The 12097-nt window shown below is 67.0% G+C and carries 6 protein-coding genes and 2 tRNA genes; 2 read left to right on the top strand and 6 right to left on the bottom strand.

Annotation, left to right across the window (positions count from 1 at the left end; translation table 11 throughout):
• Positions 1 to 24 precede the first annotated feature (24 nt).
• Both ABD994_RS09795 and ABD994_RS09790 read right to left on the bottom strand, forming a co-directional pair.
• Positions 25 to 4572: an Eco57I restriction-modification methylase domain-containing protein gene (locus tag ABD994_RS09795; protein WP_345413545.1), complete on the bottom strand. Its 4548-nt coding sequence runs from the start codon at positions 4570 to 4572 to the stop codon at positions 25 to 27.
• Positions 4569 to 7436, bottom strand: coding sequence for an SNF2-related protein (locus ABD994_RS09790; protein WP_345413543.1), 2868 nt, complete (start codon positions 7434 to 7436; stop codon positions 4569 to 4571). The genes ABD994_RS09795 and ABD994_RS09790 overlap by 4 nt, the downstream gene beginning before the upstream one ends.
• Before the next feature lie 162 nt (positions 7437 to 7598).
• Between ABD994_RS09790 and ABD994_RS09785 the strand changes: the two genes are divergently transcribed.
• A complete protein-coding gene (locus tag ABD994_RS09785; protein WP_345413541.1) occupies positions 7599 to 8129 on the top strand; it encodes a hypothetical protein in 531 nt (176 codons plus the stop codon).
• A 42-nt stretch (positions 8130 to 8171) separates the two neighbouring features.
• Here the strand turns inward: ABD994_RS09785 and ABD994_RS09780 are convergent, their stop codons facing one another.
• The 4 genes from ABD994_RS09780 to ABD994_RS09765 all read right to left on the bottom strand — a co-directional run bounded on the left by ABD994_RS09780 (position 8172) and on the right by ABD994_RS09765 (position 11695).
• The gene (locus ABD994_RS09780; RefSeq protein WP_345413539.1) at positions 8172 to 9098 is read right to left on the bottom strand and encodes a PGN_0703 family putative restriction endonuclease; all 927 of its coding nucleotides are present in this window, start codon (positions 9096 to 9098) and stop codon (positions 8172 to 8174) included.
• 1070 nt (positions 9099 to 10168) lie between these two features.
• Complete coding sequence (locus tag ABD994_RS09775; protein WP_345413537.1) at positions 10169 to 11395, bottom strand: tyrosine-type recombinase/integrase; 1227 nt, start codon at positions 11393 to 11395, stop codon at positions 10169 to 10171.
• Positions 11396 to 11486: 91 nt separating this feature from the next.
• A tRNA-Lys gene (locus ABD994_RS09770) sits at positions 11487 to 11559 on the bottom strand.
• 63 nt (positions 11560 to 11622) lie between these two features.
• Positions 11623 to 11695 (bottom strand) — tRNA-His (locus ABD994_RS09765).
• Between the two features lie 152 nt (positions 11696 to 11847).
• Here ABD994_RS09765 and ABD994_RS09760 point away from each other — a divergent pair.
• The gene (locus tag ABD994_RS09760; protein WP_345413535.1) at positions 11848 to 12096 is read left to right on the top strand and encodes an MYXO-CTERM sorting domain-containing protein; all 249 of its coding nucleotides are present in this window, start codon (positions 11848 to 11850) and stop codon (positions 12094 to 12096) included.
• Position 12097: the final 1 nt, after the last annotated feature.

Here is a 12097-nt window from a genome sequence, read left to right as displayed (position 1 = left end):
GAGCCCGCCGCGGCAGGTCCGTCGTCATTGAGCGGTCCGCTCCGCCAGCCGCCGGCTGAACTCCTCGTGCGCGATAGTCATCTCCCGCTCCCGGTCGACGCCGATGAACGGCAGCTCGTAGCGATCAAGCTCGGCGCGCGTGCCTCGCTTCTCGTAGTCCTTGAGTACCTCCCTTGGTACCTGAAAGCCGTTGGCATCGAACTGCATGACACGCTCGTACTTGCGAAGCACCCCAAACTGCGTTCGATAGATCGCAGAGAGCTCCTCGGCGGAGATGCCCAAGACGACCGCCGAGAGTGCATCGAGTTCGACAAGCGCGCGCCGACGGTCGGCATCCCGTCTGAGCGGCGTTGCCGCCGACCAGTTCGCTTCAATTCTCGCTATGGGACGAACTTGCGGGGAAATCGTCCATGAGTCTTGCCGCCAGTGGTCGTCGAACAGCTCCTCCCACAGTGGCCCGTACGACGAGGTTAGACAGTTGAGACGCAGAGCACGGTGAATTACTTCAGGAGCCAGGCTGGAGTCCGAGGGGTGCGGGAACTGGTACGTAACCTCGGCCTTGATGTCGTTGAACCCTGCAGCCTTGATGAGAAAATCGACGGGAAGTGATGCCCACATGCCTGCTGCGAAGGCTAATTCCCGATGAGACTTCGTGCTCACAGTGATTAGAAGGCTCACGTGAGTCGGCCCAGGTGGAATTAACGCCGCGAAGAGAGTTCTCATGTTGGCTGGGTTTGCCATGCGTCGCCAAGCTAGGCGCCAGAACTCGTTGGTCGGTCGACCCTCCCATCGTGGGTATCCCGCAATAAATTCGTTCCAATTGCCAATCCTCTGATAGCTTGTTCTGATCGAGGGCCTCTCAGGGAGTTGTTCGAGGTCCCAGTCAGTGTAGTCCTTATTGCTGCGCATTGAAGGGTTGACTTGACGAGCGAATGGATTCGCGACGGAGATGTTGGGCCCCAGCAGAATTACGTCTCGGGGGGAGTCAGGCACTGCCGGACGCGACTCGAAGAAGCCAGCCTTCCTAGCTGCTGCTTCGTCCCAACCGAGGCTAGAGCGAGGCCGGCTCGCGGAGAACCGCTTGGCGGTGGCGATCTTCTCGAGCACCTTCTGGCTTGCGGCAGTAATGGGCCGAAGCATGCGCGCCGCCGTGGCTGGCGTGCCAGGTTCATCGATTATATCTGCCCACGTTGCTAGGGTTTCTACATCGACTGTCAGTATTCGGTTGGCGTGTGGCCGTGTGTCCCAGCGATCCTCGTCGTCTTTGAGGCCAGGCTCCGGGCCTGTGCCGTCGTGCTGCAGAGACCGAGCCAAGGTCATCGGATCGAAGAGTAGCGATGCTTGGCTGAAGTGCGGCTCGAGCGCCTGCCCGTAGATATGCACGCCAAAATTCGTCGTATTATGTACTTCGAACAGTGAGAGTTCATTGCGGAAGTGCCAGTGGCGGCGAAGACGTCGGTAACACTCTTGCCTCAACGAGGAGGCGCGCAATTCTGTAAAATGCGACTCCGGATGGATAAGGCCGACTATGCCTTTCGAGCAGGCGCCCCGCCATGCTCTATCCATAAAGCAGCGGTAAAGGTCTGGTCGAAGACCGGCTAGAAGAGGGCGATCTACTGCACTACTCAGATGCTCGCTAGATCCGGCTATCGAAGTCCGCTCTGCAAGATAGCGCGAATCTCCGTCGTCAAGCAATGCCTCCCGTCGCCTCTGGAGAGCTGCCACGGAAGCCTTTTCAACAAGTTCGAACCATGGGTCGTCTTCAGCCAGAACCAGACCGTCGTCCCAATCAGGCCTAACCCAAGGCGGATTGCCTATCTGTAGGTCGAAGCCGCCGCGGCCGGTAAAGACCTGAGCAAAATCGAGTTGCCAATGGAAGAATCCTTCTTCCTCCGAGATCTGCTGAGCGGTGTACAGCCAAGGGTGGCTAATCAGCAAGACGTCGGACGGGCGCATTTGGCCAAAGGAGCGCTCGTTTGCTTCTATGTCATCAAGCTCGGACCACGTCGCTTCGTCGGAGAACAGACCGCGTCCATCCTCGACCTCTCCCTTGCTGATCGTCCCGAGTAGAGCTTCAAGGGCATCGAGCCACCTGGAGCGGGTCGGTGGCGCGACGTTGGTGTCCACCGGCCAGAACCACATCGCAGCCCAGGCATCCATGACGCGACGCAGGCGGCGGTAGGCAGAGTCCGGGTCGTCGAAGGACGCCTCAATGTCCTCACGCTGCACAGCGCCAGAGCCGACCGGGAGGTCGAGGTCGTCCGCGCCCCAGACGGCGATGTCACGTCGGACTTCGGCCTCGGCAATCGTCAGCCGCCGCTGCGCCAGCGACCACAGCACCTCGACGCGCTGCGCCAGGGCCTGAAGTCGCTTAATCTCGTCCTTCGACAACGCTGAGGTAATCGAGCGCCGCCAGTCCTTGAGCGCCACCGTCGCTCGCGGTCGGCCCTCCTTGGCCTCTTTGGTGTCCGCCACAGCGCCCCAGCCCGCGGCGGGCAGCAGGAAATGGTGAATCTCGGTCGGCTCGATCGGCGTTCCCAGCGGCCGGGCTGTCGGGACCGTCGTGAGCCAGCCCTTCTTCGCCACCTCCGACGGCGTGTAGACCTCGCGGCGGGCACCGATCAGTGAGTTGCCGCGACGCAGGTGCAAACCGAACCACGGCGCCTGCAGCCCGGGGTGCATGGCGTCGAGCCACAGCGTGATCTCGGCGAGCTCGACGGCGGTGGCATTGAGGTCGACGCCGTAGCAATTGTGCAGGGCGAGGTAGGCCTTTACCTTCTGCTTCTCGGCGGGGTACCGCTCGGGCGGGATCTCTTTGTCGAGCTCGCGCTGCCGCCGAGACAAGTACTGGTCGGCGAGCTGGTTGATCGCCTCGATGAGGAACGCCCCCGAGCCCAGCGCCGGCTCGCAGACCGCGAGCTGGAGAATCGCCGCGGCCGGAGTCTCGTCGGTGAGCAGCTCGGCGAGGGAATGGGTAACGACGCAGCGCGTGAGCACCTCCGGGGTGTAGTACGACGCACTGCGCTGGCGGTCGCGTCCGGAGAGCCGGAAGACGAAGTCGCCGGGACGGTAGGTGACACGCGATCGGTCGCCGTTCTCCGGGTCGTCCTGGGTGACGAACCACCGGTCCTCGAAGCCCTCGGTCGCCGAGATCGGCACGACCCAGCTGCCCTTGGCGCGGTCGCCGTCCTTGGCCACCTCGACCATGTGGTCGCGGGCGATCGACCCGCTGTAGGACATGAGCCCCTCGTACACCGCGCCGAGCTGGTTGATCCCGAGCTGGGCGTAGGAGACGAACCCGGCGTCGCGGCCCTTCTTCTCCTTCGACAACAGCAGCCGACGCAGCACCTGCCGCAGGCACGCGTTGCCGAGCCCAACCTCGTCGATCAGCAACGTCGCCGACCGGTCGAACAGGTCGGCACGCAGCGCCTCGAAGCGCAGCTCGCCGCCGTCGTCCTGCCGCGGGGCGTCGTCGGAGGACGGCGGGTAGCCCTCGTTGACCCGCCGAAACAGCACGTCGAGCGACTGGTGGAAGTGCGTCCCTTCTCGGGCCCGCGCGCTGGTCAGCTCCGTGAGAACCAGTTCGCGCAGGCGGTCGAGCCCGTAGCCCTCGGCGTACTCCGGCGCCCCGACCGGCAGCACCCCGAGCTCGGGGCGCGCCTCGGCGTAGAGCAGGAACAGGACGCGATAGAGGAAGCGCAGGCTCTGTCGCGTGAGGTCGCCGGCGAGATTCGGGGCGTCGTCGGGGAGTCCGCGGTCGCGGCGCCGGCGCAGCACCTCCGACGCGATCAGCTCGATCGAGTCCCGCACCCCCTCGCGCAGGTCCTTCGACACGCCGACGGCGTGCTTCACCGAATCCTCGAGCAACCCCAGCAGCGGCGCGGTGCCGTCGTCGGCGGGCAGAAGGCTCTCGGCAGAGACGAGCGCGGCGATCGTCTCCAGCTCGCCGGCCGCCTTGGTGTCGCGCCGCTCGAGCGCGGTCGCGAGGTCGACGGCCAGCCAGCGGCCCTCGGGCCACGTGCCGCGCTCGGCCAGCAGCAGCCAGGCCCCGGCCGTGACGACCACCAACGCAGGCGGGTCCTCGACGCGGAACACTCCCGAGACGACGGCGGCGGTGGCCGATTCCGCGACCCCGTCGACGGTCGCCGGGCTTAGCAGGTGGCCGACGCCGTCGGCGTCGAGGACGTCCTCCACGGTCGCCGCGTCCCGCGCCTGCAGCACCAGCAGGTGCGTCCCGCTCGGCGTCGACCCGACGACGGCGGGGACGGTCATCTCACCGCCCGCCCGCTCGCTCGTCCAGGTCGTCTCTTCGCCGTCGATCAGCAGGGCGCTGCGGATGGCCGCGTGGAGCTCGCGGAGCCGCTCGACGTCGCCCGACTCGCGCAGCCGCACCAGCTCATGCCCGAACGACCCCGCGAGGGCGGTGAGCGCGCTGCGAGGCGTGACCTTCTGGTGCTCCTCGCGCTCCTTCCACACCGCGCGCTGCTTGGTCACCGTCGCCGAAAACTGCTCGGCGAGCCAGTGCTCCGAGACGAAGTCGTTGCCGACGACGATCGTGTCGAAGCGGGTCATGAGGTCTGTCCTCCCGGGACGAGCAGCAGCAGGACGCGGACCATCGGTTCGGAACGGGCGGACAGGGACGCGACGAGGCGCTGGGCCTGCGTGCCGTGCTCCTCGATGCGCCGGCGGGCGGCCTTCGCGGCGTTCGGCGCGAGCGTGGCGGCGCGCTCTTCGGAGCGGCGGCGCCAGTCGCGCACTTCGCGGGCGGCCTGGCGCAGCGGCTCGCTGACCACCGCCGCCCGCTGCTCCTTGAGCATGGCCATGTGTCGGCGCATCTGCTCGACCGAGGCGGGCACGAGGTCGCGGTGGGCGGCGAGGTCGATCGGCGCGCCGGTGTTCACGGCGTCGGCGCGGAAGCCTGCCGCGCGCAGGACGTCGTCGGCGTCGGGCACCACGACCGGGGTGCCGCCGCCGGGTAGGAACTGCATGCCAACGCAGGCGCGCAACACGACTTGCCCGCGCTGGTTGGTCAGCGTGCCGAGCACGATCGCCGTCGGCCGGTCGACGGCCGCCGTCGCGACGGGCACCTGGTTGCGGCCCAGGCGGGTGAGTGCACGATCGGCGGCCCAGTCGAGCACCGGGTGCAACGGCGAGAGGTAGTGGGCCAGGGGCCACTGGGTTTGCTTGGCGCCTGCGGCGGTGTCGTCGACGGCCCGGCGCAGGTGATCCTCGCCGTGCTCGGCGGTGACGGCGAGCAGCAGCTTCTCCTTGACCTTGCGCTGGGCCAGGTAGGAGTCGGGGAGCACGCGCAGCCGCGCCATGAGGTCCGAGGGCGGGGTGAGCTCGACGAGCCCCTCGTCGGGGTGCTCGGCCCAGCCGACGCCGCCGGCCCGCGGGCTCGCCGTCGGCTGGTCGAACGCCTCGGCGAGCGCCTCGCGCAGGAAGTCGACCTCGCGGTCGAACAGGCTGGCGCGGTCGACAACGGGCGGTGTTGGCGCCGGCGGGTCGCCGAGCCCGGCGAAAAGCTCGTCGAAGGCGGCGTCGTCGTCGAAGTCGACGCTCGCGGGTGGCGTCGGGTCCGGAATGGCTATGTCGATCGACGTGCCGTTCTCCAGCACGCGGCGGACCTCGTCCTCCTCGCGCCCAGCGTCGTGCAGGTGCAGCAGCGAGGCGGCGTCGCCCAGCGCGAGGTGCGCCTTGTGCTCCTTGTCGAGCAGGCGGGTGATGACGCGGACGTCGCCGCTGAAGCGCTCGTTCGAGGTGGTCAGGGCGAGGGCGGCGATTCGCGGCGGGTGCTGCTGGCCGTAGCGGTCGATGCGTCCGTTGCGCTGCTCGATGCGGATGAGACTCCACGGGATGTCGACGTGGACGAGGTCGTGGCAGCGCTTGTGCAGGTTGACGCCCTCGCTGGCGACGTCGCCGGTGATCAGGACGCGCAGCGGGGAGGCGGCGAGTCGAAACGCCTCGACGACGCGCATCTGCTCATCGTCGGGGAGCCCGCCGTGCAGGACGGCGAACGCGCTCTCGGGCACCCCGAGCAGTCGGGGGAGCTCGCGGCGCAGCCAGTGCAAGGTGACGACCCGCTCGCTGAACAGCACGACGCGGTTGTCGCGGCCCTTGCCGACCCCGATCCGCTCCAGGTGGGCGACGAGGGCATCGAGCTTCGCCGAGCCCGTCACCTCGTCGGCGAGCGCAGCCAGGCGGGCCAGGGCCTGCCCTTCTAGCGTGTGCGTCTCGCCCTTCTGAGCGAGCGTCTTCTGGCGGTTCTCCACCGTCTCGGCGAACGCCGCGGGGGAGGAGAGGAACGCCTTGGCGAGCGTCCAAGGGAAGAGCTGACGCCCACCGCCGGTGATCGGCGAGCCGCCGGATCCCGGGTGCAGCCACGTCGTCGACAGCTCGGTAGCGACGGCGTCCTCGCCCGGGGTGGCCTTGACCGAAAGCACCTCGGGCTCGGGGCGCTCGGCCCACATGTGCCCGACCTCGCGAGCCACATCGGGGGAGTGGCGGTGGCGGCGGACGAAGAGGTGGCGGATGTCGCGGACGTCGTAGTCGGCGGGGTCGACGATCGCGGTGGGGTCGAGCAGGTTGATCAGGCCGGCAAACGACTCGGCGCGGCCGTTGTGCGGGGTCGCCGAGGCGAGGATCAGCGCGTCGGTCTGCCGGGCGAGGACCTGGGCGAGCTCACTGCGCTGCGCGGCGGCGTTGGTGACGTTGTGGGACTCGTCGATCACCACGGCGTCCCAGTGATGGCGCTCGAGGTGGGCCCGGTAACGCGCGGACTTCAGGGTATCGATGGAGACGATCACGCGGGGGAAGTACGTGAACGGGTTGCGGCTGGCCGGCAGCTGCTGCCGCACCTTCTGGATGCCCTCGGAATCGAGGCGCACCAGCGGGAGCGCGAACCGCGTCCACAGCTCGTACTGCATCTGCTCGAGGACGTGCCGTGGCGTCACAACCAGCACCCGCTCGGCGCGGCCGCGGCGGGCGAGCTCGGCGAGGATCATGCCGATCTCGAGAGTCTTTCCAAGCCCGACGGCATCGGCGATGAGCAGACGCGGGCGCAGGCGCTGAGCGTCGAGAGCGGTCGCCACGGCCTGCCGCTGGTAGTCCAACGGGTCGAGCAGCATGTCGTGACTGATGGTCAGGCCCGGCTCGTGCAGGGGCACCGGTGTCTTGCGGAGCACCGCCTCGACCCACAGCCGGCTGCGCCGAAACCGCGGTGAGTCGTCCTGGACGAGCTCGGCCGCGGCCGGATCCAGGGGCTCGATCTCGTCAAGGCCGGTGAAGAAGGTGGCTGTCGTGCCCCGGACCAGCTCGGAGCTGCCGGTGCACCGGAGGCGCCATCCTTCGCCCGCGCGCTCGCACGAGGAGACGATCCACTCCTCGTCCCGGACCACCACGGCACCGCCCGCGGCGAACCCCGTCTCAGCCGTCAACCGCCACCCCCTGCTGATCACGCTGGAGGGTCGAGGCTAGCTGCCTCTCATCGAACCCGACTCCTCGGTGCCCGAGCTCGACGACCTCTTCCGAGGGACGCTCCTTGCCGTTGCGTCCGCAGCAACGGACCTTGGAGTCGTCGACGATCTCAGGGGGACGCGGTGGACGACGACGAACTGCAGCGATGGATCGACGAGTGGAGCGCCCAGTACCCGTCGGCCTACGACGATTCCCTCGCCGCGCTCGAGGGCATCGAAAGCTTGGGCCACGACGATGCCGAGGCCTTGTACCGCTGGAAGTTCCGAGGCCTCTGGTCGAAGCGGAAGATCAAGCAGATGCGTGCGTTTCCTGAGCCAGAAATTCGGGAGCTGACGAGACGTGCGTTCCTGTGCGAGGACGAACTGGGTGCGCTGTTGATCCTCAACCTGGTGCCCGGGTTGTCGGCGGCGGGCAGCAGCGCGGTCCTCGCCGCTCAGCAGCCCGAGCGCTACACCGTGATGGATGTCCGAGCGCTCGCGAGCCTCATTGCCCTCGATCGCTGGAGCAGAGAGGCCCAGGGCGCCCGAGCCTCGGCGTACACATGGCTCGAGTACCTGGCCACCTGCCGCAAGATCTCGGCCGAGACCGGCTGCTCGCTCCGGACCGTTGATCGAGCGCTCTGGAAGGCCAACGGCGCCGTAGAGCGGCGGTAGACTTGCTTGACGGCATACCTCAACTCTCTGTCGGCCTCGGATTCACGTCGGGACGTCCGCCCATGACGCTTCGAGGTAGCGGCGCGAGAAGGTTTCCGCCCACGCCGCGATACTTGGCTCCTTCAAGGCTGCCGCGACGATATCCTCAAGGCTGACGAGGGCAAGCCGACGATGTGGCTCCACGAGAAGCTTCGCCATCTGCTCGGCCCCTCCACGTGCGTGCGGGTTAGTTCGAGGAGCGACGACCGCAACCGCGGCGGGGACGCCGGCATCCACCTCGCTTTCCTGCGCAAGCATCAGGTTCCGCCACAACTGGTTCGTCGACGCCTTGACCGCTTGGTCGGCGGCTCCTTGAGTGAACCATGACCCGGGCCGGGTCGAAGTTGCTCGGTAGCTGTCCTTGTCGTAGCGCCCTTGGCTGAACGGCTCGATGTACTTCGTCTCAACCCCGACAAGAAGCCGAGTCCCGTGGCTGTGAACGATCAGCATTGCGTCGAAGGAGGTGCGGTCCTTCTTGCCTCCACCGATCCGTCGCGCTGCCGCGTCTGGCGCTCGCTCGAACTCGATGCTCTCGACGAACTCGACGGACCAAGGCAGTGCGGCGCTGAGGACTCGTGCTGCGGCATCACGGAACGCGTCGAGGTGACCAAAGAGGGAGAAACACAACGGGGTCGAGCTGAGCATGTTGACCCTCAGCCGATCGGCCGCCTTGAGGTTCGGGTAACGGCGCCTCGCTCGGGCGACCGCCTCCTCGCTGAGCAGCTGGTAGGTCAGGTCCGTACCGTCGGGCAGACGGGACCCCAAGGGACGCGTCCGCTTGGTCCTGCTGTCGATGTACTCGCCTGGTGGCAGGCGGAGCTCGTCCTCCCTCCACCGGGACTGCAGCCGCCGGTAGACAGCAGATATGGGATCGTCGCCCTCGTAGGCCAGTCGGGCGTCCCACCAGGGAAGCATCGGGGGTTGAGGCACGGGACATGCTGGCACGTCTTCCGACGCAGTTCGTAGCCGGTCTTGTGGCCGACCTGACACGACCAGCCGTAGTGACGGATGGTCCGCTTGACCATCTCAGCTGTGCGGTCGAATCAACGCGACACCGACGCCGGAGGTACTTAGCTGGCCTCACTTCGTGACGTGATGCTGTAGTGAGACGAGCCAGACGGGTGGAAGCACGCACCTATCGCACGGAGGCAAGTTGACCGAAGCGTATTTAGGTCGAGCGGTTGAGGTGCACGTTCTCGATGCTGACCAGCCATATCGAATCTACCCCGAAGCAATCGACGATGAGGCCGAGGTTTCGCTTGATCGGGCCCTCACCGAGCCCGAGCAAGTTTACTGGGAGCTGCGTCGAGGGGATACGTCACCTCGACCGAGATTGGTGGTCGCTTATAGCGGCTGGCCCGAGCTAGTGGTTTTCGTGGGCGGCGCGATCGTCAGCGGAGTCACTGGCAACGCGGCCTACGATGCCTTGAAGGAGGCTCTGCGATGGCTTCAAAGTAAGACTGCGGGCTCGACGAAGAAGCAAAGGCTATCACAAGAAGACGCAGTTAGCTTGGCTCGCGCACTCGTCAAAGCTTGGGATGAACCGAAGAGGGTGCGAACGGGAACTGTTTATCAGGACAGCAATGAAGCATGGAATGTTGACATCAAGAAGGCTGGCATAGTCTACACAGTGACAATCCCGCCTGGTCCGCTTGACAAGGGGAGAGTTTCTGTACGGCGGCGCGACGGACGGTCGCTTCTGAGACGCAGCGCTAGCAGTTTGATCAGTCCGCTGAGGCGGACGTGGTGGCGATTGCGGTACCGCTAATCCGGGAGCTCAGGCCGCGTGAGTTAGAACCAGGAAAGTGATGTGTTAATAGGCGAAGGTACCCCGAGAAGCTCGCCTGGGGAACTCAAGGCCACAAGAGAGTTGCGGCGAGCGCACAGGAACCTGCGAAGGCCCTGGGGCTTGCCCGAGCATCTGGAGCGACTCCGCGTACACGCCACGTCGCGAAGCTTGTCCGATGGATGAAGCTCCGTTGCGGGTCAGAGGCACGCAGTCACGCTGCAAGCATGGCATCCAACAGCACCGCCGCCCCGGCATGAAGTTCACCGCGGCTGACGTACGTGTTCTTGAGGAACTGGGCCTGGCCCATGAGGTCGGCCTTCATGCGGTCGGTGAAGGTGAGTTCGTCGTCGAGGATGGTGGCGTAGGTGCGGCGCCAGGTGTGTGGAGTCATCCATTCGAGTCCTACCTCCTCACGCACGGAGCGCAGAGTGCGACGCACGTTCGACGGCCACCGGTAGGTGATACGGCCGTCTCGACCGGCCGCTGGGAATAGCGGCCACCCGTCCTCGCCTGGCTGGGCGAGACGTTCGCGGAGGAGGTCGGCGGCGAACTGAGGAAGCGGGATGACGCGGAGAGCAGCCTCGCTCTTGCCGTCGTGGCGCACGAGGCCCTTGCCTTTCACCCACGTCACGTTGCCGGCGATGGTGACCACCGGGACGCGCAGCGGGCCGTCCTGTCCGCGAACCGGCACGCCGTCGAGGTTCACATCGAGCCGGCGGACCGCCAGCGCCTCGCCGATGCGGAGGCCTGTGCCGAGGGAGAAGCGAACGAGGTCCGGCAGCTCAGCCGCCCGAGCAACCCGCTGCAGACGCCGGACTCCATCGTCGTTGGAGTCCCGGTCGAACCAGTCGAGCAGGGCCTGGCGCTCGTCCACCGTGAGCCCCCTAGGCTTCTTCTTGGCCTGGCCTCTCGGCTGCTCGATGCGGTCGAGCTCGCGGACCGGGTTTGCCGGCAGGGCCTCGTGGAGCACGGCGATCTGAAGGACGCCGCTGACGATCGAGCGCAGTGTGCGGCGGGTGGAAGCCGCGTAGCGGGGCTCGAGGACCTCGAGGAAGGCATCGAGGCGCGCCACGGTGCACTCGCGCAGCTGGAGTGCGCCGAGGGCGGGGAGGATCGTGCGGTCGAGGTGATAGGCGTAGAGCGCGTGGGTCGAGTCCTCCCGCTTGCGGTCCACCTTGGCGAGGTACAGCTCTGCCGTCTCGCGGAAGCGGGAGGCCGGCGTGAGTACGGCACCGTACCCGGTCTTGCCTCTCTGCCGCTGCTGGATGAGCTCGTGCAGCGCACCCTTCGCGGCAGTCTTCGATGGACCGTGCTTGCGGAGCCGGCGGGTAACGCCGTCGTGGTCCCGGAAGCGGCACCGAGCAACCCAGGAGCCGGGCTCCTCCTCGGCGACGGAGATGGTTCCGGGAGTGCCGAGCGGGAGAGGTGGACGGGCCATGCTGAGCGCCTCCGGAGGAGTTTCCGGCCCGTAAACGGACCGTCGATCTCCGGGAGGGAAGCACTGCAGACCCGACACCTGCAACGATGGGTGCGCCGTCAGGGACTCGAACCCCGAACCCAGTGATTAAGAGTCACTTGCTCTGCCCATTGAGCTAACGGCGCGTGATCGGAACCCTAGCAAAGCTTCGGGACCGATCCGACAGCGGGTGGCCCCGCTGCCGTCCGGGTGAGTGACGGGACTTGAACCCGCGACACCTGGGATCACAACCCAGTGCTCTGCCAACTGAGCTACACCCACCATGGCGCTCCCCGGGCGTCCCCGGTGAGTCGTCGGCCAGCGTACAAGCCGCGTGTGGACGCCCCGCCACCGGGATCACCCGCGCCGGGGGAGGCGGCAGCACGGACGGCAGAGCAGCGTCGGGAGAGCAACGGCTGCCCCCGGAGGACCGCATGACCGACACCCCGCCCCGGAACGCCGCACGCCCACCGGCGAGCAAGGCCTGGTACCAGGGACGCTGGGTCCTGCCGGCCGTCCTGGCCGTGCTCGTGATCGTCTTCATCCTCGAGAACCGCGACCCGGTGACGATCCGGCTGCTCATCCCGGTCGTGATCATGCCTCAGTGGGCCGCACTGACGATCACGCTGGCGCTGGGGCTGCTGATCGGCGCGCTGCTGGTGCGGAGGCGCCGAGCGAGGTGAG

Source organism: Actinomycetospora chlora (genome assembly GCF_039542135.1).
Taxonomy (GTDB): domain Bacteria; phylum Actinomycetota; class Actinomycetes; order Mycobacteriales; family Pseudonocardiaceae; genus Actinomycetospora; species Actinomycetospora chlora.
Note: the sequence above shows the minus strand (reverse complement) of the source record. Positions and strands in the feature narration are given on the sequence as shown.